Raw genomic sequence first — 23,342 nt, forward strand, 5'->3', positions numbered from 1 at the left:
AGGGGAAGCAGCGAAAGTTTCGGTTGGTTTCGTCGCGCAGCGGCAACCTTCTCAGGCCGCAGCGGCGACTGCGGTGGCGCACCTCGTCAACGACAACGCGGCCTGGGACAACACGCTGAACGGCTTCACCGAGAACTCCGACACCGGGGCGTTCGCGCTGAACCTGGCGGTGGGCTACAAGGGCGGGCAGTCGAAGCGGGGATCGTCGACCGTGTCGGCGGCCGGCAACTGGGACAGCGGGGTCCCCGCGCCTGCCTTCAGGTCCGTGGACGCGACGACGGCGTACAGCGCGCGGAGACCGGACGGCTCGCTGCCCACGACGACCTTTCTGACCACTGGCTCCGCGACCCTCGGCGCCACGATGAACTGAACGACGGAACGCCCCGCCTGTCGTCACAGGCGGGGCGTTCCTCGTGCCGGCCGAGGGGGGCTCTGCCGGCAACTGCTGGCCGAGGGGGGCTCAGGCCAGCAGGTCTATGGAGTCGAACGACGTGCCCGCGCTCAGGTAGGCACTGCCGCCCGAGCCGCTCACGATGTCGAGCTTCAGGACGTTGTACTGCGAGGTGTGCGTTTTCCAGGCACTACTAGGGACGTGAAACGTGAACGAATGGTTGTTCCCACGGTACGAACCCGTGGTGAGGGAGCGCGTTTCGGGCTGCGCGGGGCTCGTGGGGATGGCCGAAACCCAGTCGTTCACCGTCACCCGGGGGCGGCCGTTCGCGAAGGCGTCGGTGACCCCGACCCGCAGCGTGTGCGCGGCCGCCGCCTGTGCCGCCGTCAGCTTGAAGTAGATCAGGACGCCGTCGTTGACGTCCTTCCACATGTAGGCCGGGAAGGACGCCGCCTCCTTCCCGGCGCCGATCGTGACGTTGCCGGTCCACTTGGCCGCGCGGGCGTCGGAGGGGTGCGCGTACGTCATCAGCTCGGCGTTCTTGAACTCGCCGGGCGTGCCGTCCCAGTCGCCGAGCCGCCAGATCGCCTTGGCGGTGGACGGGTCGCCGGTGATCGGGATGCTGTGCAGGGACGTCGTGGCGCCCGCCGTGACCTTCACCGACGCGGTGTGCACGGCGAGTTCGCCCTTGTGCACGGTCATCGTGTACGTCCCCGGCAGCATCCCCTTGCAGGAGAACGCCCCGGTGCCCGCCGTGGCCTTCGCCCAGTACTGCGCGCTCGCGTTGGCGAACCCCACGGTGTACGGGTACGTGGCGTCCATGCCCTTGAGACCGACCCCCGCCACCCTGCCGCGGCCGGACGCGCCGACCCAGCCGGTGATGCCGAGGCCGTCGACCCAGCCCGTGTCGAGCCGGTCGTGGAAGAGAGCGGACGACGGAGCACCACCGTCGGTGAAGGAGAGGACGTACGGGCCCTGGAGGCCGAAACGTTCCGCCTCGGTCTGGGCCTCGTTGTAGTGCAGGATCTCGTACAGCCCGGCGCCCTTGTCGTTCGAGTGCCGCAGCAGCGAGCGGTAGAAGGGTCCGCCTGAGGCCTTCTCGTGGTTGGAGCGCACCATCCAGAGTCCGACCGAGCCGGTGGTGAAGCCGACGTGGTCGTAGTCGATGGTCCGCTTGCCCGAGTAGTGCTTGGAGTGGGTGGTGCCGTCGGCGCGCTTCCAGACGTCGCCGGCCTCGATGATCTTGTCCGAGGTCTCGATCCAGCTGTCCGGGCCCGTGTTGGGGAACATCCCGGGCTTGAGCCGGACGATGTAGCGGGTCGCGGTGAAGGAGGCGTCCTTCTTGTCCGTCCAGAGGTAGACGTTGCTCTGGCCGCTGCGGGCCGCGTACCACTGGGTGATCGCGCCGTGCACGACCTTGATCAGGACGACCGGCCCGGACTGCCGGACGCTGACGGTGGACGCCCCGAGCCCCGACTCGACGTGCGAGTTCTTTCCGCCGTACCCCTGGTACTCCCTGCCCCGGTAGACCAGGGACGTGAGGTCGCCGGTCGTCTTGGAGACCTTGAAGACGAGCAGGGCCCCGGTGTCGACGACGTAGTTCCTGCCGTCGTCCTTGTAGCCGAAGGTGGCGGCGGAGGCGGCGGAGAGCAGACCGGTGCCGCCGGCGACGGCCGCGCCGGTGGCGGCGACGCCGAGGGCGGAGGCGCCGAGTACCCGTCGCCGGGAGAGATGTCTCTTGTGCGTGCTCAAGGGGGCTGTGCTCCGTCGTCAGGGGGGACCTTGCGCCCTGTAAGTTGCCGCCGGCGACGGAACGGTTGCCTCACCGGTCGGTGATTTTCAGCCGGACCGGTAAAGAGTCGGTCAGGAGTCCCCTTCCGCCGACCCGTCGTCGTGCGCAGCGAAGCCGCCCTTCACGGCGAGGTCGCCGGACTTCGCGGTCGCCGTCGCCGTGTAGTTGTCGTCCTTCGCGTCCCGGCCGCCGCGCTTGTGGTTGTACTGCCCGGCGAACACCCACTCGCCCTTCGGGACCGTACGGCCGTCCTTGAGCACCCAGGTGTAGACGAGGAAGCCGTCCTTCTCGGCGACCGTCAGCGTGAAGTCACCCTCGGGCAGCGAACGCCAGGCTCCGGTGTCGGTGACCCCGCCGGTCTCGGCGATCTTCAACTGGACGGTGAGCGCGGTGAGTTGCTCCGAGGTCTTGAAGGTGACGTCGCTCTGCGCCCAGAAGTCGTTGCTGTGCGGGTCCACCGAACCGTCCGACCAGAGCGGACCGTCCTCGGTGCCGGTGGCCCGCACCCCGGTGGGGGCGCTCGGCGTGGGCGAGGGCGTGCCGCTGGGCCGCTCGGCCTTCCGCGTGGGGGTGGTGCCCGGTGTCGGATCCGCCGGCGGGAGGGGCGCGCGGCTCGTCGCGTCGGGCGACGGGGAGGGGGTGTCCGTGGCGGTGACCGATGTCTGCGCGGGCTCGTCCTTCACCGCGGACGCCACGGCGTAACCGCCGAAGCCCAGCACACAGGCGACCGCGGCGGTGGCGCTCACCACCCGCACCCAGCCGTAGACCGGCGGCCGGGTCGCCCGGTGGTCGGGGCGGGTCTGCTCCGACATGCCGCGCTCGACCCGGGCCAGGATCCGCTCGCGGTTCGGCTCGTGCGCCGCGGCCGAGTCCTTCAGCCGGGCGCGCAGTTCGCCGTGCACGTCCCGCTGCATGGTCATCGGTCCCTTCCTCCGGCGTCACCGGTGCGCATCATCGCGGTGTGCATCGTCATCGGAGTCTTCTGAGTGCCGAGCAGGCGCTGCAACTCGGCCATCCCTTTCGAGGTCTGGCTCTTAACCGTACCGACAGACACACCCAGGGCCAGCGCGGTGTCCTTCTCCGAGAGGTCGAACGCGTGCCGCAGCACGACGCACGCCCGCTTGCGGAACGGCAGCCTGCGCAGGGCCTCCTGGACGTCGATCACGCCCGCCACGTCCGGGTTCTCGACCTTCTCCTCGCGCTGGGACCAGAACAGGGCGATGCGCCGGCGCTCCCGGACCGCGCTGCGGATGCGGGTACGGGCCAGGTTGGCGACCACCCCACGGGCGTAGGCCGCCGGATGGTCGGCCGCGCGCACCCGGTCCCAGCGGTGCCACAGTGCCAGCAGCGCGTCCGCCGCCAGGTCGTCGGCGGCGTCCGGCTCGCCGGTCAGCAGATGGGCGAGGCGGGACAGTTCGGCGTAGTGGCGCTCGAAGAAGGCATGGAACTCCACGGAGGCGTCGTCGTCGACGACAGTGCCCACGGGCTACCTCTCCTCACTTTGCGTGTCATGTGTATGACATGTGACCATTCCGGGCGGGCCGGGGTGAGATCGGGAAGCGTAGCAGTGGTTCTGTGCACGTTCTCGTACGGGTCTTCGAACGCTGTCTGGCTGTTCGGGAACATCTCCATGGTGCGCCGAGTCCGATTCCGTAACACGGAGAAAACCTGAATCGGGCTCAGTAAGGGAACAATCCGGCCAGCATCCGCACATCGTTCATTCAGGCATCGAGGAGCAGGGAACATGTCCGTCGACCAGTACTTCAGGATCTCCGAGCGGGGGTCCACCTTCGCCCGTGAGATACGCGGCGGCTTCGCCACGTTCTTCACGATGGCGTACATCCTTGTCCTGAATCCGATCATTCTCGGCAGTGCCAAGGACAAGTTCGGGCACCATTTGGATGCGGTCCAGTTGACCACCGCGACGGCGCTGGTGGCCGCGGTGATGACGATCATCATGGGTGTCGGAGGCAACCTGCCGCTCGCTCTGGCCGCCGGGCTCGGACTGAACGCGGTCGTCGCCTTCCAGATCGCCCCGCTGATGAGCTGGGACGACGCGATGGGACTGGTCGTCCTCGAAGGCCTGCTCATCTGCGTGCTGGTGGTGACCGGTCTGCGCGAGGCCGTCATGCACGCCATCCCGCAACCGCTCAAGCAGGCGATCAGCGTGGGAATCGGCCTGTTCATCGCGTTCATCGGCTTCGTGGACGCGGGATTCGTCAGCCGCATCCCCGACGCCGCGAACACCACCGTGCCGGTTCAGCTCGGCGGTACCGGTGCGCTCACCGGCTGGCCGATCCTCGTGTTCTGCCTCGGGGTGCTGCTGACGATCGGACTGCTCGCCCGCAAGGTCAAGGGTGCGATCCTGATCAGCATCGTGACCATGACGGTCCTCGCGATGATCATCAACTCCATCGCCGACGTCAAGGCCTGGGGGCTGACCACGCCGGCGTGGCCCGACAAGATCGTCGACGCCCCCGACTTCGGACTGATCGGCCACTTCAGCCTGTTCGGGGCGTTCAGCGCCGCGGGCGTCGGAGTGGTCACCGTCGTCCTGCTGATCTTCACGCTGATCCTGTCCGACTTCTTCGACACCATGGGCACCGTCGTCGGCATCAGCGCGGAGGCGGGACTGCTGGACGAGGAGGGCAAGGTGCCCAACCTCGGCCGGGTGCTGCTGATCGACGGGGCCGCCGCGGTCGCCGGCGGTGCGGCGTCGGCCTCTTCCGCCACGGCCTACATCGAGTCGGCGGCCGGCGTGGGTGAGGGCTCGCGCACCGGGTTCTCGAACCTGGTCACCGGCGGCATGTTCGGGCTCGCGCTGTTCCTGACCCCGCTGCTCACGATCGTGCCCCTGCAGGCCGCCGCGCCCGCCCTGGTCGCCGTCGGGTTCCTGATGATGACCCAGGTCAAGCACATCGACTGGGACAAGTACGAGATCGCGATCCCGGCGTTCCTGACCATCGCCGTCATGCCGTTCACGTACTCGATCACCAACGGGATCGGCGCCGGGTTCCTGGCCTACGTCGTGATCAAGGTGGTGCTGGGCAAGGCCAAGGAGATCCACTGGCTGCTGTGGGCCACCTCGGCGCTGTTCCTCGTGTACTTCGCGATCGACCCGATCGAGCAGGTGCTCGGGGCCAAGTAGCCACCGGGAAGCCTCAGTTCCTGAGGGCCGCCTCCATCATGGCCTTGGCCACGGGGGCGGCCAGCCCGTTGCCGCTGACCTCGGACCGGGCCGCGTTCGACTGCTCCACCACCACCGCCACGGCGACCTCCTTGCCGTCGGCCTTGCCGTAGGACGTGAACCAGGCGTACGGCGTCTGGCTGTTGTTCTCGCCGTGCTGGGCGGTGCCCGTCTTGCCGCCCACCGTGACCCCGGCGATCCTGGCGTTGGTACCGGTGCCGTCCTGGATCACCGACTCCATCGCCGACTGGAGTTGTTCCGCCGTGTCGGAGCTGACGATCCGGGTCGTGGCCGCCTCGTCGTCGTAGTTCTTGAGGACGTCGCCGCCGCTGTCGGTGATCGTCGACACCATGTGGGGCGACACCAGCTCACCGTCGTTGGCTATGGCCGCGGAGACCATGGCCATCTGCAGCGGGGTGGCCGTGACGTCGAACTGGCCGATGCCGGTCAGGGCCGTGGACGACTTGTTCATGCCGGAGGGGTAGACGCTCTCGTACGCCCGCACCGGGACGTCCTGTGCCGAGTTGTTGAAGCCGAACTTCTCGGCCATCGCCTTCACCTTGTCCTGACCGAGGTCGACGGCCATCTTCGCGAAGACGGTGTTGCAGGAGTACTCGAGCGCGACCCGGATCGAGGCGTTCTCACAGGGCGCCGAGACGTTCTCGTTGCCCAGCGGGGTCACCGTGCCCGGCAGGGTGTACGGGTCCGGGCTGACCGTCTTCTCGTCCACCGAGGAGTACAGGCCGTCCTCCAGCGCCGCTGCGGCCACCACCAGCTTGAACGTCGAGCCGGGAGGCAGGGGCTGGCGCAGCGCACGGTTGGTCAGCGGCTTGTCGGAGTCCTCGGTGAGCTGCTTCCAGGCACTGCCCGCGGTGTTGGCGTCCGTCAGCGAGGACGGGTCGTACGACGGTGTCGACACCACCGCCAGGATCTTGCCCGTCTTCGGGTCGATCGCGACGGCCGCGCCCTTCGTGTCGCCGAGCGCGTCATACGCGGCCTTCTGCACGGCCGGAACGATCGTGGTGATCACGTCTCCGGGTTCGGCCCGCTGGTTGGTGACCGTGTCCATGACGGTCTTCAGCCGGCTGTCAGTGCCGTTGAGGAGGTCGGCGTAGATGCCCTCCAGCTGGGTCGGGGCGTACGCCTGCGAGGCATACCCCGTCACCGCCGCGTACAGCTTGCCGTTCGTGTACGTCCGCTTGTACGCGAGGTCGCTGCCCTTCGTCCTCGCGGAACCCGTGACCGACTTTCCGGCCACGATGATGTTCCCGAGCGGCGAGGAGTACGTCTCGATCGCGTTCCGTCGGTTGTCCTTGTCGTCCGCGAGTGCCTGGCCCTCGTAGAACTGCACCCAGGTCGCTCGGATCAGCAGAGCGAACACCAGGAGCAGCGCGAAGACCGATGCGCGCCTGATCGTCTTGTTCATCCCACACAGAGGACGATCAGGCGGAAACGAATCGTTCCCATGCGTCCGCTTTTCTCATCGGACGTTCATCCGGGACTGCCTGTACGACGGTGTCAGGCGTCCAGCGCGAGCACGAACTCGTCGATCTCCGCGCCGCGCGCGTTGGCGTACCCGGAGGCCCGGGCGGTCACCCGGAACCCGCACTTGTGCAGGACCCGCAGCGAGCCCTCGTTGTCGGCGGCCGCGCGGGCGTACAGCGGGCGCTCGGACACCTCGGCGACCAGCTCCCCGAGGGCCGCCGTGGCGATGCCCCGCCCCCAGTAGGCGCGGTCGATCCAGTAGGTGACCTCGCGTTCGCCCGGCTCGCCGTACACCGCCGCGCTGCCCACCACGTCACCGTCCGCCAGGACCGTGCGGTGCACGGCGTCGGTGGCGCGGATCCGTTTCCAGTGGGCGTCGAAGGCGTCCCGGTCGGCCGGGTCCTTCGGGGTGAAGGCCGCCATGCGCAGGGCCTCGGGGTCGTTCATCTGCCGGTAGAAGACCGGCAGATCGCTGTCATGGACCTCTCGGAGCGCGATCTGCATGCCTCAGAGCCTACGGGTGGCCAGTGTCAGCCGGTCCCGCGCGTCGAACAGGGCGTCCTTCACCAGCTGTTCGTGGGCCGGGGTCAGCCGCGCCACCGGCACCGAGCAGCTGATCGCGTCCCGCGCGGGCGTGCGGTAGGGGATCGCCACACCGAAGCAGCGCAGCCCGAGCGTGTTCTCCTCGCGGTCCACCGAGAAGCCCTGCTCCCGGATCTGGTGCAGCTCCTCGATGAGCTTCTCCCGGTCGGTGATCGTGTGCTCGGTGAGCGCGGGCAGGGTCTCCGGGAGCATCTTGCGGACCTGCTCGTCGGAGTACGTGCTCAGCAGCGCCTTGCCCAGGGAGGTGGAGTGCGCCGGGAGCCTTCGGCCGACCCGGGTGAACGGCCGCAGGTAGTGCTGCGACTGGCGGGTGGCGAGATAGACGACGTTGGTGCCGTCCAGACGCGCGAGGTGGATGGTCTCGGTGGTGTCGTCGGACAGCCGGTCCAGCGTCGGCCGGGCCGCCGCGACCACCTCGTCGCCGTCGATGTACGAGGTGCCGACGAGCAGTGCCCGCACCCCGATGCCGTACCGCGTGCCCGTCGCGTCCGTCTCCACCCAGCCCAGCTCCACCAGCGTGCGCAGCAGCATGTAGAGGCTGGACTTGGGATACCCGACGGCCTCCTGGACCGACGCCAGAGAGTGCATGCCGGGGCGCCCGGCGAAGTATTCGAGCAGTTCAACCGTCCGTACCGCGGACTTGACCTGTGCCCCGCCGCCCGTCTCGCCTGCCGACATCGCCCTTGACCCCTTTGTTGGACGAGAACCAGAGATATAGTCTCCAACAGCATATTCACCATCAGGGACAGCGTTCAGCATATCGAACGTTCCTGGTGGATGACCCGGATACATGTGGAGGGACCTGCGGTGGCAGCAGCACCAGTCTGGAGTGTCGACCCCCGAACCGGGAAGCAGCGCGAACAGGTTGCGGTGGAGGCCACAGTCCAGGAGGTCGACGCCGCCGTCCGCGCCGCTCACGACGCGCGCGCCTCCCTCACCGACCGCACGGTCCGCGCGGCCTTCCTGCGCACCGCGGCCACCAAGCTCGAAGAGTCCAAGGACCACCTGGTCGAGGCCGCCGACGCCGAGACCGCCCTCGGCCCGGTCCGGCTGACCGGTGAGCTCGCCCGCACCTGCTACCAGCTGCGGGCCTTCGCGGACATCGTCGACGAGGGCGAGTTCCTCGGTGTCGTCATCAACCACCCCGACGACACCGCGACCCCGCCGATCCCGGACCTGCGCCGCTACAAGATCCCGCTGGGCGTCGTCGCCGTCTACTCGGCGTCCAACTTCCCCTTCGCGTTCTCCGTGGCCGGCGGTGACACCGCCAGCGCGCTGGCCGCGGGCAACCCGGTCGTCGTCAAGGCCCACCCCGACCACCCGGCGCTGTCCGAGCTGGTCGCCGCCGCGCTGCGCCGGGCCGCCGGCGAGCACGGCATCCCCGCGGGCGTGGTCGGCCTCGTCCACGGCCTCGACGCCGGTATCGAGCTGATCAAGCACCCGCTGGTCGCCGCGGCCGGGTTCACCGGCTCGGTGAAGGGCGGCCGTGCCCTGTTCGACGCGGCGGCCGCGCGGCCGGTGCCGATCCCGTTCCACGGCGAGCTGGGCTCGCTGAACCCCGTCGTGATCACGGAGGAGGCCGCCGCCGAGCGGGCCGACACCATCGGCGCCGGGCTCGCGGGCTCCATGACCCTCGGGGTCGGCCAGTTCTGCGTCAAGCCGGGCCTGGTCCTCGTGCCCTCGGGTGCGGCGGGCGACGGCCTGTTGAAGTCCCTGACCGACGCCGTCAGCGACACCGACGCGGGCGTCCTCCTCGACCACCGCATGCGGGACAACTTCGTCGCCGGGGTCGCCGAGCGCGCGCAGCTGCCCGACGTCGAGTCGCCGGTGACGCCCGGAGCGGGCGGCGAGCACACCGTGAGCGCGGGCTTCCTCACGGTGGCGGCCGAGAAGCTGACCACCGAGGGGGCGTACGACCTGCTCCTGGAGGAGTGCTTCGGCCCGGTGACCGTGGTGGCCCGCTACGAGGACGACGACCAGGCGCGCGCCGTGCTGTCCCGGCTGCCGGGCAACCTCACCGCGACGGTCCACCTGTCGACGCAGGAGGCCGCGGGTGAAGGCCGTGGCGCCGAGATCCTCGCGGAACTGACCCCCCTCGCCGGCCGGATCCTGGTGAACGGCTGGCCGACGGGCGTGGCCGTGGCCCCCGCCCAGCAGCACGGCGGCCCGTACCCGGCGACGACCTCCACGTCGACGTCCGTCGGCGGTACGGCGATCGAGCGCTGGCTGCGGCCGGTGGCGTACCAGAACACGCCGGAGGCCCTGCTGCCTCCCGAGCTGCGGGACGAGAACCCGCTGGGGCTGCCGCGCCGGTTCAACGGTCGGTTGGAGCGATAGCGCCGTAGGGGTGCGGTGGATCGCGGGCTGCCGGTCCGTCGTGGCTGGTCGCGCTCACGCGGCGGTAGCCGCATATCGACACAGCCCCGCGCCCCTATAGGCAGGTCATCTGGACCTGGAACAATCGGCGGATGGACGTCGAACTCTCCGAACTGCCCTTCCCGCTCCGTACCTATGGGCCCGACGGGCACTGGCTCTACGAGGACGGGATCCTCTCCGGATGGGCAGGACCCCGGCAGGACCGGTTCGTACCGCCCACGGGCGAGGCGCTGGACCCCGTCTCCGACGCGCCCCGCCTCCTCGGCGCCCCCGAGGGTGACTTCCAGCTGATAGCCCGGGTCACCGTCGGCTTCAACGCGTCCTTCGACGCGGGTGTGCTGTACGTCCATGTCGGGGAGCGGGCCTGGGCCAAACTCTGCCTGGAGAACTCCCCGTCCGTGCCGACCGTCTGCACGGTCGTCACCCGCGGGCACTCCGACGACTGCAACTCCTTCACCGTGGACGGCAGTTCGGTCTGGCTCCGGATCAGCCGCACCGGCCGTGCCTTCGCCTTCCACGCCTCCCGGGACGGCAAGCGCTGGACCTTCGTCCGCCTGTTCACCCTGGGCGACGAGAAGGAGACCGACGCGGCCCTGGTCGGCTTCATGTCCCAGTCGCCGATGGGGGAGGGCTGCGTGGTGACGTACGACCACATCGAGTTCAGGCCCGACTGGCCGGCCGACCTGAGAGACGGAAGCTGAGCGCTGCGCCGTTTCCCTGGGGGGATGCAGGGGCCCGGGAATGCCGGCCGCTGCTTGAACGTTCACCGAATGAGCGGAGGGTGTCTCCGTAGCCGTCCGACCTGGAGAGAGCCGTAGACATGCGCGTCGAGATCTGGAGCGACATCGCCTGCCCCTGGTGCTACGTGGGCAAGGCCCGCTTCGAGAAGGCGCTGGAGGCCTTCCCGCACCGTGACGGTGTCGAGGTGGTCCACCGGTCGTTCGAGCTGGAGCCGGGGCGGAAGAAGGGTGACGTCCAGCCCGTCCTCGCCATGCTCAGCAAGAAGTACGGCATGAGTGAGGCCCAGGCCCAGGCCGGCGAGGAGAACCTCGGCACCCAGGCCGCCGCCGAGGGCCTCCCGTACCGCACCCGTGACCGCGATCACGGCAACACCTTCGACATGCACCGGCTCCTCCACCTCGCCAAGGAGCGGGGCCGGCAGGACGAGCTCATCCAGATCCTCTACCGGGCGAACTTCGCCGAGGAGAGGTCCCTGTTCAGCGAGGGCGACGAGCGGCTCGTGGAACTCGCCGTCGAGGCCGGGCTGGACGCCGACGAGGTCCGCACGGTCCTCGCCGACCCCACCGCCTACGCCGACGACGTCCGCGCCGACGAGCGCGAGGCCGCGGAGCTCGGCGCGAACGGCGTCCCCTTCTTCGTCCTGGACCGCAAGTACGGCGTCTCCGGCGCCCAGCCGGCCGAGGTCTTCGCCCAGGCACTCACCCAGGCCTGGGGCAACCGCTCCCCGCTGCAACTGATCGACCAGGGCGACGCGAGCGCGGAGGCCTGCGGCCCCGACGGGTGCGCCGTACCGCAGCAGGGCTGACACACCAGCTCGGCGCGGACATATAAGCGTTCCTTGGCGGAACCCCGTAGAAAGTCGCAATGGACCGAGAGGTCTCCCGGCCCCACAGTGGACCCATGGAGACCTTCGAGAGCCTCGTCCGCGCCGAGTTCACCCCGAAGAACACCTTTCTCAACACCGCGAGCAGCGGCCTGCTGCCCGCCCGTACCGTGACCGCCCTCCAGGGAGCCGCCCTGATCCGTGCGGAGGGCAGGCCGCTGGATCCGCTCTTCGAAGACGTGGAGATGTCCCGTGCCGCGTTCGCCCGGCTGGCCGGTGTCCCGGTCACGAGGGTCGCGGCCGGGGCCTCCGTCTCCACCCACTCGGGCCTGGTCGCCGCGTCGCTGCCCGCGGGCGCCGAAGTCCTCACCGCCGAGGACGACTTCACCTCCGTGGTGAACCCCTTCCACACCCGCGGCGACCTCAAGGTCCGCATCGTGCCGCTGGAACGGCTCGCCGACTCCGTCCGCCCCGGCACCGCCCTCGTCGCGGTCAGCGCCGCCCAGTCCGCCGACGGCCGGATCGCCGACCTGGCCGCCCTGCGCGCGGCCGCGACGGACCACGGCGCCCGCACCTACGTCGACTTCTCGCAGGCCGCGGGCTGGCTCCCGGTGGACGCGCAGTCGTACGACTACACCGTCTCCACCACGTTCAAGTGGCTGCTCGGCCCGCACGGCGCCGCCTTCCTCGTCGTGCCCGAGGACTTCGGCGACCTGAAGCCGGTGCTCGCCGGATGGGTCGCGGGGGAGGTCCCCTATGACAGCTGCTACGGCCCCGTCGCCGAACTGGCCCACTCCGCCCGGCGGTTCGACATCAGCCCCGCCCTGTTCACCTACACGGGAACACGTCGCTCACTCGAACTCCTGGAGGAGTTGGGCGTGGACGCCGTACGCAGCCACGACCTCGCCCTCGCCGACCTCTTCCGCACCGGACTCGCCGACCTCGGCCACGCACCCCTGCCCGCACCGGGCTCGCCGATCGTGTCCGTGCCCGGACTCGGCGGACGGCAGCCCGAGTTGAGCGCGGCGGGCATCGAGGTGTCCAACCGGGCCGGCAACCTGCGCGCCTCCTTCCACCTCTACAACACGGCCGCCGATGTCGACCGGATCCTGGACGCCCTGTCTCACTGAACCGCTGGCGCCGGACCGCCCGGGACGCCAGGAAGGGGCACCAAGGGGTGGTGGTGCCGTGGAGTCCACGGGCGGGACGACGTCCGTGCAGCAACTCGCAGACGCGGAGCTGCACCGACGGCCGGTGTACGGCGACGAGTCCGCGCTGACCGAGGCGTATGGGATGTACGGCGGCCCGGTGCGGGCGGTCGCGGTGCGCGTGACCCGCAGCGGGGCCGCCGCCGAGGACGTGGCACAGGAGGTCTTCGCGCAGCTGTGGAGCAGGCCGTACGCCTTCGACACGCACCGGGGCAGCCTGCGCACCTGGCTGTCGCTGCTCGCACACCGCAGAGCCGTCGACTGGGTGCGCCGCGAGGCCCGGCACCGCAAGGACGCCCGCACCGACGACCTGGCACTGCACGCCATCCCGGACTCCGCACCCGGCCCGGCCGAGACCCTGGACCCCGTCGACTTCTGCCTGCTGGTGGGCTGGCGACGAGCGCCGGACACCGTGCCCCGACACACCACGGGCGACGCGGCCGCCGTACGAAACGTACTGGAGCGGGCCGCGTCGCTGTCGTGGCTGTGAGGGTCAACTCACCCTGGCACAGGGTTACTTCACCGGCGTGAAGTCCCTCGCGCCGATGAACTCGGGTCGCCGTACGGGAGCCGCGAACGGCTCGACGGCCTGGTTCTCCACGCTGTTGAACACGATGAACACGTTGCTGCGCGGGAACGGCGTGATGTTGTCCCCGGAGCCGTGCATGCAGTTGCAGTCGAACCAGGTGGCCGAACCGGCCTTGCCCGTGAACAACTTGATGCCGTACTGCGAGGCCATCTCCGTCAGCGCCTCGTCCGACGGCGTGCCCGCGTCCTGCATCTGCAGCGACTTCTTGTAGTTGTCCTTCGGGGTGGCCCCCGCGCACCCGAGGAAGGTGCGGTGCGACCCCGGCATGATCATGAGACCGCCGTTGGTGTCGTAGTTCTCGGTCAGCGCGATCGAGACGGACACCGTGCGCATGTTGGGCAGGCCGTCCTCGGCGTGCCAGGTCTCGAAGTCGGAGTGCCAGTAGAAGCCGCTGGCCCCGAAACCGGGCTTGACGTTGATCCGCGACTGGTGGACGTAGACGTCCGAGCCGAGGATCTGCCGGGCCCGCCCGACGACCCGCTCGTCGCGCACCAGATTCGCGAACACCTCGCTGATCTTGTGCACCTCGAAGACGGAGCGGATCTCCTTGGACTGCGGCTCGACGATCGAGCGCTCGTCCGCACGGATCTCCGGAGCGCTGATGATCCGCTCCAACTCGCGCTGGTAGACGGGTACTTCGTCAGGCCCGATGATCTGGTCCACGGCGAGGAAGCCATCGCGCTCGAAGGACTCCAGCTCGCCGGTGGCGATCGGTCCCGGGGTGTCGGGCGACGACCAGAGGACCGGGTCCTTGCGGGGGGTCGACACCTCGGTGGCGCCGCGGCTGGGGTAGAGATCGGTGAGGGTGGTCATGCGGTCACACCTCCTCGGATGCGGTGGGGTCGGGATCGGGTTCGGTGAGCAGCGGGTAGACGCCGTTCTCGTCGTGGTCCTCCCGGCCGGTCACGGGCGGGTTGAACACGCAGAGGCAGCGGAAGTCCTCCTTCACCCGCAGCGTGTGCCGCTCGTGGCCGTCCAGGAGGTACATGGTCCCGGGCGTGATCGAGTGGGTCTGCCCGCTCTCGTGGTCGGTCAGCTCGGCCTCGCCCTCGACGCAGACGACGGCCTCGATGTGGTTCGCGTACCACATCGACGTCTCCGTACCCGCGTACAGGATGGTCTCGTGCAGTGAGAAGCCGACCCGCTCCTTGGCGAGCACGATGCGCTTGCTCTCCCAGGTGCCGGACGCGGCCTTCACATGCCGGTCGGTGCCTTCGATGTCCTTGAACGAACGGACGATCACGGTGCTGCGATGCCTCCTAGTTAGACGGTTCCCGGCAAGATTCCGAGAGGGTTGTTCAGACGGGTTGTTCAGACCGGTTCCGAGACGGTCTCCCGGACGGAACGGGCGAGGACGCTCAGTCCCTCGTCCAGTTCCTCGGGGGTGATCGTGAGTGCCGGAAGCAGCTTCACGACCTCACTCTCGGGGCCCGACGTCTCGATGAGCAGCCCGAGTTCGAACGCGCGGTGCGCCACCCGGCCGGCGCGCGCCTTGTCGTGGAACTCCAGGCCCCACACCAGTCCGCGGCCGCGGTACTCCTTCACGTCGGCGAGGTTCTCCTCGGTGATGGAGATGAGGGCCTGCTCGACCTGCTCCCCGCGCTTCCTGGTCTGCTTCTCCATCGCGGAACCGTCCGCCCAGTACTGCTCCAGGGTGGCGGTGGCGGTCACGAAGGCCGGGTTGTTGCCGCGGAAGGTGCCGTTGTGCTCGCCGGGCTCCCAGATGTCCAGCTCCGGCTTGAACAGGCACAGGGACATCGGAAGGCCGTAGCCGCTGATGGACTTGGACACCGTGACGATGTCCGGGACGATGCCCGCCTCCTCGAAGGAGAAGAAGGCACCGGTACGGCCGCAGCCCATCTGGATGTCGTCGACGATGAGCAGCATGTCCTGCCGCTCGCACAGCGCGGCGAGCGCCTGGAGCCACTCCTTGCGGGCCACGTTGATGCCGCCCTCGCCCTGTACGGTCTCCACGATCACGGCGGCCGGCTTGTTGAGCCCGGAGCCCTGGTCCTCCAGCAGCCGCTCGAACCACAGGAAGTCCTCGACGGCGCCGTCGAAGTAGTTGTCGAACGGCATAGGCGTGCCGTGCACCAGCGGGATACCGGCGCCGGCCCGCTTGAAGGCGTTGCCGGTGACGGCGAGCGAACCCAGCGACATGCCGTGGAAGGCGTTGGTGAAGGACACGATGGACTCGCGGCCCTTGACCTTCCGGGCCAGCTTGAGAGCCGACTCCACGGCGTTGGTGCCGGTCGGGCCCGGGAACATCACCTTGTACGGCAGGTCGCGCGGCCGCAGGATGTGGTCCTGGAAGGCCTGCAGGAACGCCCGCTTGGCGGTGGTCGACATGTCGAGCCCGTGCGTGACGCCGTCGCGCTCCAGGTAGTCGATCAACGCCCGTTTCAGCACGGGGTTGTTGTGGCCGTAGTTGAGTGAGCCGGCGCCGGCGAAGAAGTCCAGGTACGCGTGGCCGTCCTCGTCGTACATGCGGCTGCCCTGCGCGCGGTCGAAGACGGTGGGCCAGCCGCGGCAGTAGCTGCGTACCTCGGACTCGACGGTCTCGAAGACGCTGAGGTCGGGCTGGGTGATGGTCACGACGAATCGCTCCTCGGTGCGTGGGGGAGAGTGCGGGGGCGTGAGGGGGAGTGCGGGGGGTGGTCGGTCGTCAGGGGGAGAAGGGACCGATGCGGTAGAGGACCTCGGGGTCGTGCGGCCCGTCGGGGAACAGGCTCGCGTCGAACAGCACCTCGCGCTCCAGGGCGGCGCCACGGCGTTCGGCGAACGCGGTGAACAGCCGCTCGGAGGCGGTGTTGCCCGGCGCGATGGTGGTCTCGACGCAGGTCAGCCCGCGCTCGGCGGCGAGCCGCGCGGTCAGTCCGTCGAGCAGGGCGGCGGCGAGCCCGCGGCCGCGGTACGCCGAGTCCACCGCCACCTGCCAGACGAGCAGGGTGTCGGGCCGGTCCGGGCGGACGTACCCGGTGACGAAGCCGACCGGCTCCCCGTTCTCGTTCCGTGCGACGGCCGAGGTGGCGCCGAAGTCACGGCACCACAGCAGATAGCTGTACGACGAGTTCAGGTCGAGGACCTTCGAGTCGCGGGCGATCCGCCAGAGTGCGGCTCCGTCCGCGACCGTCGGCCGGTCGATTTGCAGGTCTGCTTGTGCGGCAGTCATGCGAAATGAATTTACCGAGGGAAATTAAAAATTGCATCGCCCGATGGGGTTACGTGCGGGCACTCCTTGTGTTATCACGCGGGCGCGTGCAAACGCGCGAAAGTCGCCGCTTCTGTCCCGTTATGGCACGTAAATAAGGGACGAATTGATCAACATGTGTAACGCGTCACAGCCATGTAACCTCCGTGACATCCACCCGAATTCCTCCGGTTCGCGTTCGCAGAATCTTTGCGTTTAGGTCGGAGGAAAGCGGGCAGAAGAATACGGGAAGCTGTTCTTCGATAAATCCCGGAATTACTCTCCTGATTATGCTCCGGTAACCCCGTCTATGCGTTCACGCAATATGTCGGCATGTCCGTTGTGGCGCGCGTACTCCTCGATCATGTGAAGGTGCACCCAGCGCAGACTGACCTCGACGCCGCGCATGGGTCCGTCGACGATCCGCCCGACCACGTCCAGCGACCGTCCGGCGCACACCTCCTGCCCGCGCGCGATCTCCCGCCGCCACACGCCGAGCGCCTCGTCCAGCCCACGGTCCGGATCGAGGACGTACCCACTCGCCTCCTCGTACACGAACGGCACGTCGAGACCGCCGGCCACCCGCTGGAACCAGTTCCGCTCCACTTCGGCGAGGTGCTGCACCAGCCCGAGCAGCGTGAGCGCGGACGGTTCGGCGGACGCGACCCGCACCTGCGCATCGCTGAGCCCTTGGCACTTGACCTCCAGAGCGGCCCGGTGGAAGGCGAGCCAGCTCTCCAGCATGGGTTGTTCGTCACCGGTCAACAGGGGGACGGGGCGGCCGTCGGGAAGCGTGTTCGTGGTCATGACCCGGGCCTGCCGGCGCGGCCCGCCCACCGCCCCCGTTCAGCCGCGAGCGCAAGCCCCGCCTTTCAGGGGCGCGGGGAACTGCGCGAGGCCAGCCACGACGGCGCGGCACTCGCCCGTCGGCCGCGCGTGTGGTGGGGTCCGGCGCCCTCCCAGGGGCGCGGGGAACTGCGCGATCGGCCACGACGGCGCGGCACTCGCCCGTCCGCCCCGCGTGCGGTGCGGTCCGGCGCCCTCCCAGGGGCGCGGGGAACTGTGTGACCGGCCACGATGGCGCCGCACTCGCCCGTCCGTCGCGCGTGGTACCTGGTTGCGGTCAGTGCCAGGCGGTGTCCGCGACCCGGAGTGCCGCCTCCACGTCCACCGTGAGCCCCTGCCCGGACAGCGCCGCGCCCAGCGCCGCGAGGCTCGCCCGCACCGCCCCCCGCGTCGCGTCCACCCCGTAGTGGTTGACCCGGATCATCTCCTTGGCCAGCGCACCCCCGCCCGCGGCCAGCGGCAGCGCGGGGTCGGAGGACAGGGCCCGGGACACCAGTTCCGAGGCGACGGTCCCCGCCGGCGCCCGAAGCGTGGTCGCGACGGGAGCCGCCTCGTGATTCGCGTGGACGTACGGCTCAAGGCCCCCGCCCAGCGCCCGCGCCCCCGCCCGGGTCGCCGCCGCGGCCGCCCGGTGCCGGCCCATTACCGCGTCGAGACCGTCCGCCTCGATCCGCTCGACGCACGCCTCCAGCGCCAGCATCTCCAACTGCGCCGGAGCGTGCAGCAGGGCCTTGCGGCCGCCGTCGATCCAGCGCTCCTTCCAGTCGAGAAGGGAGAGGTACGACCGTCGCGGCGCCGCCGGATTCGCGGCCATCCGCGCCCACGCCCGCTCGCTCACCGACACCGCCGACACACCCGCGGGCCCGCCCATCGCCTTCTGCGCCCCGATCACGCACAGGTCGACACCCCAGGCGTCCGGCAGCACCGGCTCGGCCCCGACGGAGGCGACCGCGTCCAGATAGAACAGCGCCCCCTGCCGTCGTACGGCCTCCCCGATCTCCGCGACCGGATTCGTGTTGCCGGTCGCCGCCTCCGCGTGCACCAGCGACACGAAGTCGATCTCCGGGTGCTCCGTGAAGGCCGCCGAGATCTGCTCCGCGGTCACCGCCGTGTGGAAGGGCACCGCGAGATCGATCACGGTCGCACCGCAGTCCCGCAGCCAGTCGCCGAAGGTCTGCCCGTACGGGCCGGTGACGACGTTCAGCGCGGTCGTACCTGGACCGGCCGTACCGCGGATCGCGCCCTCCAGCGGCAACAGCGCCTCGCCCTGCATGATCACGACGTCCTGCTCGGTGCGCAGCAGCCGTGCCACACGGTCCTCGATGGAGGCGAACTGCGCCGCGCTCAGCGGGGCCAGATCCAGGAAGGGGTGGGTCACGACGGTGCTCTTTCGCTCGCTGGGGTAGAGGTGATCGAGGGTAGCCCTGTGGGGCACCCCGCTTGAACTGGCGACTTCTTAGGCTGAACGGCCTCGGAACCATCGGTTTGATTTGAGAGACCCAAACTTCTCCTTATAATCGGAACCCACAGTTCCCCCACAGGAGGCCTCCCGTGAACAACCGCTCCGGGCGCCGGACCCGCGTCCTGTCCGCCACCACCGCGACGGCCGGGCTCCTGCTCGTCGCTGTCACCACCTCCGGGTGCACCTCCACCGACGACGGCGGCAGCGGTTCGAAGACCGCCGCGGGCGGGGTCGAACTGGTCAAGGCCGGACAGCTCACCACCTGCACCCACCTGCCGTACCCGCCCTTCCAGTCGGAGATCGACGGCAAGGTGCAGGGCTTCGACGTCTCGATGATCGACCTGGTCGCGAAGAACCTCGGCGTGAAGCAGGACATCCTCGACACCCCCTTCGAGAACTTCAAGACCGGCGCCCTCCTCAACTCCGGCGGATGCGACCTGGCCGCGGCCGGCATGACCATCACCGAGGAGCGCAAGAAGAACGTCGACTTCTCCGACGCCTACTTCGACGCCACCCAGGCCCTCCTGGTCGCCAAGGGCAGCGGGATCACCTCGCTCGCCGACGCCAAGGCGAAGAAGGCCAAGCTCGGCGCGCAGGCGCAGACCACCGGCGAGGACTACGCGAAGGCCCAGGGCTTCGACCCGGTGTCCTTCGAGTCCTCCGACGCCGTCCTCAACGGCCTGCGCGCGGGCCAGGTCAAGGCCGTCGTCATCGACTACCCGGTCGTCCAGGGCTGGCTGAAGACCAAGGCCAACGCCGACGCCTTCCAGCTCGCCGAGCAGATCAACACCGGTGAGCAGTACGGCTTCACGGTGAAGAAGGGCAACACCAAGCTGCTGGCCGCCGTCAACAAGGCGATCTCGGACGCGAAGTCGGACGGCACGTACAAGAAGCTGTACGAGAAGTGGATCGGCCCGTACGACGAGTCGGCCGCGTCCCCCTCGGCCTCATGACGGCGGCCGACACACAACTCCAGCCCCGTAAAAAGGGACTGACCCGGAGTCAGAAGCGCAGCCTGTCCCGCGGCGCGCAGTACGTCGTCTTCGTCGCCGTCGTGATCGCCTTCGCGGTCTCGGCGGACTGGGGGCGGCTGAAGAACCAGTTCGCGCAGGCGGACATCGCCGGCCAGATGTTCCCGGACGTCATCACGCTGGCGCTGAAGAACACCGTGCTCTACACGCTGTCCGGCTTCGTCGTCGGACTCGCCCTAGGCATGGTCATCGCCCTGATGCGCCTGTCGTCGGTCGGCCCGTACCGCTGGTTCGCCGGTGTGTACATCGAGATCTTCCGTGGCCTGCCCGCCCTGCTGATCTTCATCTTCATCGGCGTCGCGGTCCCGCTGGCCTTCCCGGGCACGGAGATCATCGGCGGCACGTACGGCAAGGTCGCCCTCGCCCTCGGTCTGGTGGCGGCGGCCTACATGGCGGAGACGATCCGCGCGGGCATCCAGGCCGTGCCCAAGGGGCAGTTGGAGGCGGCCCGTTCGCTGGGCTTCTCGCCGGCGCGGGCCATGATCTCGATCGTCGTCCCGCAGGCGTTCAGGATCATCCTGCCGCCCCTGACCAACGAACTCGTGCTGCTCTTCAAGGACTCCTCGCTGGTGCTGTTCCTCGGCGTCACCCTGGAGGAGCGCGAACTGTCCAAGTACGGCCGCGACCTGGCCAGCACGACCGCCAACTCCACGCCGATCCTCGTCGCGGGCCTGTGCTATCTGCTGGTGACGATCCCGCTCGGGTTCGTGGTCCGTCGTATGGAGGCGAAGGCCGGGGAGGCCGTGAAATGAGCGAGGAGTCCACCGCGCGGCGTCCGGAGATCGAAGTACGCGGCCTGCACAAGTCGTTCGGCGACAACGAGGTCCTCAAGGGCATCGACCTGGAGATCGGCAGGGGTGAGGTCGTCTGCGTGATCGGCCCGTCGGGCTCGGGCAAGTCGACGCTGCTGCGGTGCGTGAACCTCCTGGAGGAACCGACCAGGGGGCAGGTCTTCGTCGGCGGCACCGAACTCACCGACCCCGACGTCGACATCGACGCCGTACGCCGCCGTATCGGCATGGTCTTCCAGCAGTTCAACCTGTTCCCGCACCTCACGGTGACCGAGAACCTCACGCTGCCGCAGCGCAGGGTCCTCAGGCGGGGCAAGGCGCGGGCCGCGCAGGTGGCCGCCGAGAACCTGGAACGCGTGGGTCTCGCCGAGAAGGCGGACGCCTACCCCTCCTCCCTCTCCGGTGGCCAGCAGCAGCGGGTCGCGATCGCCCGTTCCCTGTCCATGGGCCCCGAGGTGATGCTCTTCGACGAGCCCACGTCGGCCCTCGACCCGGAGCTGGTGGGCGACGTGCTCGCGGTCATGCGGATGCTCGCCCGGGAGGGCATGACGATGATGGTCGTCACCCACGAGATGAGCTTCGCCCGCGAGGTCGCCGACCGGGTCGTCTTCATGGACGACGGGGCGATCGTCGAGGACGGCACCCCGGACCGGGTCATCGGCGCCCCGAGCCATGAGCGCACCCGCCACTTCCTCTCCCGTCTCCTGGACCCCGCGATGGCCGACGTGGAGGAGAACGACATCTGAAAGGGACATACGTTCCCCTGTCGCGCACAGCCTGATAACCGTCATCATTCGGGCATGACGACACTCGACACCACGGGCGGATCCGCAGCGGGCGGCACACTGCCCCCGCTGCCGGAGAACTGGGAGCGCTGCCTTGCCGTGGCGGCGCATCCGGACGACATCGAGTACGGGACGGCGTCCGCGGTGGCCCGCTGGACGACCCAGGGCAAGACCGTCACCTACCTGCTGGTCACCCGCGGCGAGGCCGGCATCGACGGGCTGCACCCGGACGAGGCCGCCCCGCTGCGGGAGGCCGAGGAGCGGGCCGGAGCGCGCGAGGTGGGCGTGGACACGGTGGAGTTCCTCGACCACCGGGACGGCACGATCGAGGGCGGCCCGGCCCTGCGCCGCGACATCGTGCGGGCGATCCGAAGGCACCGGCCGGAGGTGGTGGTGACGGGGGCGTACACCGTGCGGATGGTCGCCGGCGTGGTCAACCAGGCCGACCACCGCGTGGTGGGCCTGGCCGCGCTCGACGCGGCACGCGACGCCGGCAACCGGTGGATCTTCCCCGAACTCGCCGACGAGGGCCTCGAACCCTGGGGCGGGGTCCGTTTCGTGGCCGTGGCCGGCGCCGAGCACCCCACCCACGGCGTGGACGTCACCGGCGAACCGCTGGAGCGGGGCATCGCCTCACTGACCGCGCACGCCGAGTACACCAAGGGCCTCGGAGCGGGAGCCTTCGAACCGCGGCCCTTCCTGACCTGGGCGGCCCGGCAGGGCGGAGCAGCCCTCGGCGTCGAGGCGGCCGTCGTCTTCGACGTGCACCAGCTCGCCTTCGAGGGGCCACCGCCCTGGGTGGAGTGACCGTTCGCTTCGGAGGGGCCACCACCCTGGGTGGAGTGACCCCGGGCTGGCTAGGGTGCGGTGCATGAGCGATCGCACGGTGCTGCACGTGAAGGGCCGGATCCTGGCCGGTCCCGAGGACGTCCGGGACGAGTTGTGGGTGGTCGGCGGGCGGATCTCCTACGACCGTCCCGTCGCCGCCCGTGACGTCCGCACGGTGTCGGGCTGGGCGCTGCCCGGCCTGGTGGACGCGCACTGCCATGTGGGCCTGGGCGCGCACGGCCCCGTCGACCAGGACGTGGCCGAGAAGCAGGCCCTGGCCGACCGGGAGGCCGGCACCCTGCTGATCCGCGACGCCGGGTCGCCCTCCGACACCCGCTGGGTCGACGACCGCGCGGACCTCCCGAAGATCATCAGGGCCGGCCGTCACATCGCCCGTACCCGCCGCTACATCAGGAACTTCGCCTGGGAGATCGAGCCGGAGGACCTCGTCACGTATGTCGCCCAGGAGGCCCGCCGGGGTGACGGCTGGGTCAAGCTGGTCGGCGACTGGATCGACCGAGAGGCCGGCGACCTGACGCCCAGCTGGCCCCGGGACGCCGTCGAGGCGGCCATCGCGGAGGCCCACCGTCTCGGCGCCCGTGTCACCGCGCACTGTTTCGCCGAGAACTCCCTGCGGGACCTGGTCGAGGCGGGCATCGACTGTGTCGAACACGCCACGGGTCTCACCGACGACCTGATCCCCCTCTTCGTCTCACGGGGCGTCGCGATCGTCCCGACCCTCGTCAACATCGCGACCTTCCCGAAGCTGGCACAGGGCGGCGAGTCCAAGTTCCCCCGCTGGTCCGCCCACATGCGCCGCCTCCACGAACGCCGCTACGACACCGTCCGGGGCGCCTACGACGCCGGCATCCCGGTCTACGTCGGCACCGACGCGGGCGGCACCCTCCCGCACGGCCTGGTCGCGGCGGAGGTCGCGGAACTGGTGACGGCCGGCATCCCCCCGCTGGACGCCCTGTCGGCGACGACGTGGAACGCCCGGGCATGGCTGGGGCGCCCCGGCCTGGACGAGGGCGCGCCGGCCGACCTCGTGGTCTACGAGCAGGATCCCCGCGCGGACGTACGCGTGCTCGCGGCCCCGGTGCGGGTGGTGCTGAACGGGGCCGTCGTCTGACGTCCGCCAACTTCCGGTCGCGCATCTCCCGGTTGTGCAACTCCCGTTCGTGGAAGCGGAGTCGAAAGCGTGCCCGGATGCG

The 23,342-nt window shown here is 69.6% G+C and carries 23 protein-coding genes and 1 pseudogene; 12 read left to right on the plus strand and 12 right to left on the minus strand.

What is annotated here, in order from left to right:
• Positions 1–70: 70 nt before the first annotated feature.
• Positions 71–370, plus strand: a pseudogene (locus ACZ48Z_RS32060) (right-handed parallel beta-helix repeat-containing protein); the annotation flags it as partial.
• Positions 371–460: 90 nt separating this feature from the next.
• Here ACZ48Z_RS32060 and ACZ48Z_RS32065 read toward each other — a convergent pair.
• The 3 genes from ACZ48Z_RS32065 to ACZ48Z_RS32075 form a co-directional block, all read right to left on the minus strand.
• Positions 461–2,143, minus strand: coding sequence for a rhamnogalacturonan lyase B N-terminal domain-containing protein (locus ACZ48Z_RS32065; RefSeq protein ID WP_468739391.1), 1,683 nt, complete (start codon positions 2,141–2,143; stop codon positions 461–463).
• A gap of 111 nt (positions 2,144–2,254) precedes the next feature.
• Positions 2,255–3,103, minus strand: a complete 849-nt coding sequence (locus ACZ48Z_RS32070; RefSeq protein WP_468739392.1) for a hypothetical protein — start codon at positions 3,101–3,103, stop codon at positions 2,255–2,257.
• Complete coding sequence (locus tag ACZ48Z_RS32075) at positions 3,100–3,666, minus strand: SigE family RNA polymerase sigma factor (protein WP_468739393.1); 567 nt, start codon at positions 3,664–3,666, stop codon at positions 3,100–3,102. Before ACZ48Z_RS32075 ends, ACZ48Z_RS32070 begins: the two co-directional genes overlap by 4 nt.
• Before the next feature lie 261 nt (positions 3,667–3,927).
• Between ACZ48Z_RS32075 and ACZ48Z_RS32080 the strand changes: the two genes are divergently transcribed.
• The gene (locus tag ACZ48Z_RS32080) at positions 3,928–5,331 is read left to right on the plus strand and encodes an NCS2 family permease (protein ID WP_468739394.1); all 1,404 of its coding nucleotides are present in this window, start codon (positions 3,928–3,930) and stop codon (positions 5,329–5,331) included.
• Positions 5,332–5,344: 13 nt separating this feature from the next.
• Here the strand turns inward: ACZ48Z_RS32080 and ACZ48Z_RS32085 are convergent, their stop codons facing one another.
• The 3 genes from ACZ48Z_RS32085 to ACZ48Z_RS32095 all read right to left on the minus strand — a co-directional run bounded on the left by ACZ48Z_RS32085 (position 5,345) and on the right by ACZ48Z_RS32095 (position 8,136).
• Positions 5,345–6,796, minus strand: coding sequence for a peptidoglycan D,D-transpeptidase FtsI family protein (locus ACZ48Z_RS32085; RefSeq protein WP_468739395.1), 1,452 nt, complete (start codon positions 6,794–6,796; stop codon positions 5,345–5,347).
• A 92-nt stretch (positions 6,797–6,888) separates the two neighbouring features.
• Positions 6,889–7,359 carry a GNAT family N-acetyltransferase gene (locus ACZ48Z_RS32090; protein ID WP_468739396.1) on the minus strand — a complete coding sequence of 157 codons (471 nt, stop codon included), beginning with the start codon at positions 7,357–7,359 and terminating at the stop codon, positions 6,889–6,891.
• Between the two features lie 3 nt (positions 7,360–7,362).
• Positions 7,363–8,136, minus strand: coding sequence for an IclR family transcriptional regulator (locus tag ACZ48Z_RS32095; protein WP_389109212.1), 774 nt, complete (start codon positions 8,134–8,136; stop codon positions 7,363–7,365).
• A gap of 129 nt (positions 8,137–8,265) precedes the next feature.
• Here ACZ48Z_RS32095 and ACZ48Z_RS32100 point away from each other — a divergent pair, with 129 nt between their 5' ends.
• The 5 genes from ACZ48Z_RS32100 to ACZ48Z_RS32120 all read left to right on the plus strand — a co-directional run bounded on the left by ACZ48Z_RS32100 (position 8,266) and on the right by ACZ48Z_RS32120 (position 13,096).
• A complete protein-coding gene (locus tag ACZ48Z_RS32100; protein WP_468739397.1) occupies positions 8,266–9,795 on the plus strand; it encodes an aldehyde dehydrogenase (NADP(+)) in 1,530 nt (509 codons plus the stop codon).
• Between the two features lie 131 nt (positions 9,796–9,926).
• Positions 9,927–10,535: a DUF1349 domain-containing protein gene (locus tag ACZ48Z_RS32105; protein ID WP_468739398.1), complete on the plus strand. Its 609-nt coding sequence runs from the start codon at positions 9,927–9,929 to the stop codon at positions 10,533–10,535.
• A 119-nt stretch (positions 10,536–10,654) separates the two neighbouring features.
• The gene (locus tag ACZ48Z_RS32110; protein ID WP_468739399.1) at positions 10,655–11,380 is read left to right on the plus strand and encodes a DsbA family oxidoreductase; all 726 of its coding nucleotides are present in this window, start codon (positions 10,655–10,657) and stop codon (positions 11,378–11,380) included.
• Between the two features lie 95 nt (positions 11,381–11,475).
• A complete protein-coding gene (locus tag ACZ48Z_RS32115; RefSeq protein WP_468739400.1) occupies positions 11,476–12,528 on the plus strand; it encodes an aminotransferase class V-fold PLP-dependent enzyme in 1,053 nt (350 codons plus the stop codon).
• 58 nt (positions 12,529–12,586) lie between these two features.
• The gene (locus ACZ48Z_RS32120; RefSeq protein WP_468739401.1) at positions 12,587–13,096 is read left to right on the plus strand and encodes an RNA polymerase sigma factor; all 510 of its coding nucleotides are present in this window, start codon (positions 12,587–12,589) and stop codon (positions 13,094–13,096) included.
• A 24-nt stretch (positions 13,097–13,120) separates the two neighbouring features.
• Here ACZ48Z_RS32120 and thpD read toward each other — a convergent pair whose 3' ends face one another.
• From thpD to ACZ48Z_RS32150, 6 genes are all read right to left on the minus strand, one after another.
• Positions 13,121–14,008 carry an ectoine hydroxylase gene (gene thpD, locus ACZ48Z_RS32125; protein WP_468739402.1) on the minus strand — a complete coding sequence of 296 codons (888 nt, stop codon included), beginning with the start codon at positions 14,006–14,008 and terminating at the stop codon, positions 13,121–13,123.
• Positions 14,009–14,012: 4 nt separating this feature from the next.
• Positions 14,013–14,438 (minus strand): ectoine synthase, encoded by a 426-nt coding sequence (locus tag ACZ48Z_RS32130; RefSeq protein ID WP_468739403.1) that lies wholly within the window; start codon positions 14,436–14,438, stop codon positions 14,013–14,015.
• A 68-nt stretch (positions 14,439–14,506) separates the two neighbouring features.
• Entirely contained in the window at positions 14,507–15,790 is a 1,284-nt protein-coding gene (gene ectB / locus ACZ48Z_RS32135) for a diaminobutyrate--2-oxoglutarate transaminase (RefSeq protein WP_468739404.1), read from the minus strand.
• 70 nt (positions 15,791–15,860) lie between these two features.
• The gene (gene ectA / locus ACZ48Z_RS32140) at positions 15,861–16,367 is read right to left on the minus strand and encodes a diaminobutyrate acetyltransferase (RefSeq protein WP_468739405.1); all 507 of its coding nucleotides are present in this window, start codon (positions 16,365–16,367) and stop codon (positions 15,861–15,863) included.
• A 306-nt stretch (positions 16,368–16,673) separates the two neighbouring features.
• Entirely contained in the window at positions 16,674–17,192 is a 519-nt protein-coding gene (locus tag ACZ48Z_RS32145) for a DinB family protein (protein ID WP_468739406.1), read from the minus strand.
• A 316-nt stretch (positions 17,193–17,508) separates the two neighbouring features.
• Positions 17,509–18,609 carry a pyridoxal-phosphate-dependent aminotransferase family protein gene (locus ACZ48Z_RS32150; RefSeq protein ID WP_468739407.1) on the minus strand — a complete coding sequence of 367 codons (1,101 nt, stop codon included), beginning with the start codon at positions 18,607–18,609 and terminating at the stop codon, positions 17,509–17,511.
• A gap of 173 nt (positions 18,610–18,782) precedes the next feature.
• On the opposite strand from ACZ48Z_RS32150, the gene ACZ48Z_RS32155 reads away from it, so the two are divergent.
• The 5 genes from ACZ48Z_RS32155 to ACZ48Z_RS32175 all read left to right on the plus strand — a co-directional run bounded on the left by ACZ48Z_RS32155 (position 18,783) and on the right by ACZ48Z_RS32175 (position 23,260).
• The gene (locus tag ACZ48Z_RS32155; RefSeq protein WP_468739408.1) at positions 18,783–19,646 is read left to right on the plus strand and encodes a transporter substrate-binding domain-containing protein; all 864 of its coding nucleotides are present in this window, start codon (positions 18,783–18,785) and stop codon (positions 19,644–19,646) included.
• Positions 19,643–20,476: an amino acid ABC transporter permease gene (locus ACZ48Z_RS32160; RefSeq protein WP_468739409.1), complete on the plus strand. Its 834-nt coding sequence runs from the start codon at positions 19,643–19,645 to the stop codon at positions 20,474–20,476. Before ACZ48Z_RS32155 ends, ACZ48Z_RS32160 begins: the two co-directional genes overlap by 4 nt.
• The gene (locus tag ACZ48Z_RS32165; RefSeq protein ID WP_468739410.1) at positions 20,473–21,261 is read left to right on the plus strand and encodes an amino acid ABC transporter ATP-binding protein; all 789 of its coding nucleotides are present in this window, start codon (positions 20,473–20,475) and stop codon (positions 21,259–21,261) included. Before ACZ48Z_RS32160 ends, ACZ48Z_RS32165 begins: the two co-directional genes overlap by 4 nt.
• A gap of 54 nt (positions 21,262–21,315) precedes the next feature.
• Positions 21,316–22,107 carry a PIG-L deacetylase family protein gene (locus ACZ48Z_RS32170; RefSeq protein WP_468739411.1) on the plus strand — a complete coding sequence of 264 codons (792 nt, stop codon included), beginning with the start codon at positions 21,316–21,318 and terminating at the stop codon, positions 22,105–22,107.
• A 64-nt stretch (positions 22,108–22,171) separates the two neighbouring features.
• The gene (locus ACZ48Z_RS32175; protein ID WP_468739412.1) at positions 22,172–23,260 is read left to right on the plus strand and encodes an amidohydrolase family protein; all 1,089 of its coding nucleotides are present in this window, start codon (positions 22,172–22,174) and stop codon (positions 23,258–23,260) included.
• The last annotated feature ends 82 nt before the right edge of the window (positions 23,261–23,342 follow it).

It is taken from the genome of Streptomyces sp. NPDC031225 (assembly GCF_055570355.1).

Coding starts and splice junctions, on each gene's coding strand:
- ACZ48Z_RS32070 (WP_468739392.1), bottom strand. CDS start 3,103: ATGACCATGCAGCGGGACGTGCACGGCGAACTGCGCGCCCGGCTGAAG.
- ACZ48Z_RS32080 (WP_468739394.1), top strand. CDS start 3,928: ATGTCCGTCGACCAGTACTTCAGGATCTCCGAGCGGGGGTCCACCTTC.
- ACZ48Z_RS32085 (WP_468739395.1), bottom strand. CDS start 6,796: ATGAACAAGACGATCAGGCGCGCATCGGTCTTCGCGCTGCTCCTGGTG.
- ACZ48Z_RS32090 (WP_468739396.1), bottom strand. CDS start 7,359: ATGCAGATCGCGCTCCGAGAGGTCCATGACAGCGATCTGCCGGTCTTC.
- ACZ48Z_RS32095 (WP_389109212.1), bottom strand. CDS start 8,136: ATGTCGGCAGGCGAGACGGGCGGCGGGGCACAGGTCAAGTCCGCGGTA.
- ACZ48Z_RS32105 (WP_468739398.1), top strand. CDS start 9,927: ATGGACGTCGAACTCTCCGAACTGCCCTTCCCGCTCCGTACCTATGGG.
- ACZ48Z_RS32110 (WP_468739399.1), top strand. CDS start 10,655: ATGCGCGTCGAGATCTGGAGCGACATCGCCTGCCCCTGGTGCTACGTG.
- ACZ48Z_RS32115 (WP_468739400.1), top strand. CDS start 11,476: ATGGAGACCTTCGAGAGCCTCGTCCGCGCCGAGTTCACCCCGAAGAAC.
- thpD (WP_468739402.1), bottom strand. CDS start 14,008: ATGACCACCCTCACCGATCTCTACCCCAGCCGCGGCGCCACCGAGGTG.
- ectA (WP_468739405.1), bottom strand. CDS start 16,367: ATGACTGCCGCACAAGCAGACCTGCAAATCGACCGGCCGACGGTCGCG.
- ACZ48Z_RS32145 (WP_468739406.1), bottom strand. CDS start 17,192: ATGACCACGAACACGCTTCCCGACGGCCGCCCCGTCCCCCTGTTGACC.
- ACZ48Z_RS32160 (WP_468739409.1), top strand. CDS start 19,643: ATGACGGCGGCCGACACACAACTCCAGCCCCGTAAAAAGGGACTGACC.
- ACZ48Z_RS32165 (WP_468739410.1), top strand. CDS start 20,473: ATGAGCGAGGAGTCCACCGCGCGGCGTCCGGAGATCGAAGTACGCGGC.
- ACZ48Z_RS32170 (WP_468739411.1), top strand. CDS start 21,316: ATGACGACACTCGACACCACGGGCGGATCCGCAGCGGGCGGCACACTG.
- ACZ48Z_RS32175 (WP_468739412.1), top strand. CDS start 22,172: ATGAGCGATCGCACGGTGCTGCACGTGAAGGGCCGGATCCTGGCCGGT.